General features: G+C 39.0%; 2 protein-coding genes and 1 pseudogene. All 3 read left to right on the forward strand.

What is annotated here, in order from left to right:
• A partial coding sequence (locus F6K53_RS37685) for an SRPBCC family protein (RefSeq protein ID WP_293084790.1) occupies positions 1-755 on the forward strand: 755 nt, incomplete at its 5' end.
• A gap of 148 nt (positions 756-903) precedes the next feature.
• Positions 904-1,782, forward strand: coding sequence for a phytanoyl-CoA dioxygenase family protein (locus F6K53_RS37690; protein ID WP_293084792.1), 879 nt, complete (start codon positions 904-906; stop codon positions 1,780-1,782).
• Between the two features lie 80 nt (positions 1,783-1,862).
• Positions 1,863-1,994: pseudogene (locus tag F6K53_RS37695) on the forward strand (TauD/TfdA family dioxygenase); the annotation flags it as partial.
• Between the last annotated feature and the right edge of the window lie 244 nt (positions 1,995-2,238).

The raw sequence follows: 2,238 nt of genomic DNA on the forward strand, positions 1-2,238 counted from the left end.
CTAAAAACGAGTCTGCCTTGAAAGGTGCTCTAGAAACTTCTAAAGCATTTACAAATATTAACTTCGAGAAGCTAAGGTTCTATGCCCATGATCCCTTCTTCGTTAAGGTAAATTGGAAAAGCTATATGGATACCTTTCTAGATAATTACCACTTAGAAGCATATCATCCTAACTTTAGAACCTTTTTCGATTCAAGATATATTGAATCGATTTTCCGAGATAATTTTAGTGTTCAAGCGATACATCTTAGAGAAAAACCTCAAATCAAAACCTCTGCTCTGCGAGAATATATAGATTGCTATAGCAAATATGTTGGTAAATTCCCAGAAGACTACGGTGCTGTCTGGCTTTGTATTTATCCTAATATTATTATTGAAATTTCTCAGTGCTTTGCCCTAGTTGCCGTTGTTATACCAGAAAGCATCGACACATGCTCAATTCACGAATATCGTCTGGTAGAAGAGCAGTTTTCTCAACATCAAGACTTTCTAAATGCATTTGACCAGTATATGTACGAAATAGAATATGAAGACCATGATCTGATGACCAAGATCCATCAGGGAAGGAAAGCACTTTACCAACAAGGTCAGCAACACTGTGGTCCTTATCATCCTACTAAAGAAGCAGGTCAACAGCAGTTTCATGATTACATCCGTAGGATGATTCCTGTAAGCCTAGATGGAAATATATTAGGCGGTTTGGGAGCATCTAAAAAGACTGTCTCTCCCACAATGGATGTGGTAAAACCGTCGTGAAAATGAGATCCAATTTATTGGTCTTCGCAGAAGTTGTTGGGGAAAGGATAAAGGAACGCTATAGCGAATATCAATCCAATACTCATATTCCACAACAACTGATGGAAATCTGATTCAAAAATCTCAATCTCTAAAATAACAGTAGAAAATGGACTCTCAAATGATTGCATCGAAATTTGACACAGATGTACGGAAAACTCATCGCTTAACTCAAGAACAGCTCACTCAATATCACGAAGATGGATATGTTATCGTCCGTGGGTTATTTGATTCAGAGGAGGTTAGCTTAATCCGGGAAGTTTGCGATAACGATCCCAATCTTGCCAATTCTCTCAGGACTGTCATCAACCAAAAGGGTGAACCCTGGCATGCTGCTGTTTGGAATGGTTTAAATGATAGTCTGGTTAGCGTAGTGACTCGATTAACTCGGATTGTCGATACTGCGGAACTTATATTAGGTGAGGAGTGCTATCATTGGCACTCAAAAATTGTTCAAAAGCTGCCATATGATGATACTGTCATAAATTGGCATCAAGGTTACACCTATTGGTATGGTGACGGCTGTCTTTTTCCCAACATTGTAACTTGTACAGTGGCTATCACTGAAAATACTAAAGCCCATGGTTGCTTGCAAGTCATCAAAAAGTCCCATTTAATGGGTCGTATTAAACCTGTGTTGCGAGGTAATGGAGATGTCTGCGATCCAAAGCGTATGGAAAAAGTGATAGAAAGGCTAGAAGTTGTTGATTGCGAAATGGCACCTGGCGATGCTGTATTCTTTCATGCAAACACGATACATGGTTCTCAAGGAAATCACACAGATGATACTCGTATCCTAATGCATTGCCACTATAACGCTGTCTCAAACCAACCTGTTGAGGAAAAAGGTCAAAAATCCCACCCCTACATCCTTCTAGATAAACTTCCTGATTCTGCGATTAAGAATGGACTTTACAAATCGGGATTTGAGGATCAGACTGGCGATTGGAATTGGTATACATCTGACTTTGGAGCTAACTCACAATAATTTCTTCTTGTACTAGAGTTACAGCGACTAATCTTGATTGATAAAACATGAACCTATAAATTTAGCAGCAAAAATATGAAGCTTACTTTGCTTGCTTTAAATTATTAAATAGTCCTGCCTATCAATACTCTTTTCGTCTAGAGCCTAGAGACTGCATGATAATACAAAACTTCCGAGTGCTTCATGGAAGAAAAGCTTTCGATCGCTCTTAGCGGAAGCTGAGGCCTTTGGCCACGCTTCGCGAACGCTTCATCGCGTAGCGTGACCAAAGGTCAATCCTAATTCAGGTGCAAGGGAATTGAATGTATCCTAAGTAGTCGGACATATATAAACCAATACAGTTCAGTTAAGGATTTTTTACTGTATCTATGAGGTATAGAAGTCCTATGCTTACGTTATCACTCTGAGGAGTTTTAGGCTTATCTGAACCGTATTGATATATAAACAGCTCTATGT

The organism is Moorena sp. SIO4A1 (assembly GCF_010672065.1).
In the GTDB taxonomy this organism is placed as follows: Bacteria; Cyanobacteriota; Cyanobacteriia; order Cyanobacteriales; family Coleofasciculaceae; genus Moorena.

Bases quoted from the DNA above. Each gene is read 5' to 3' on its own strand.
- F6K53_RS37690 (WP_293084792.1), top strand. From the start codon at position 904: ATGGACTCTCAAATGATTGCATCGAAATTTGACACAGATGTACGGAAA.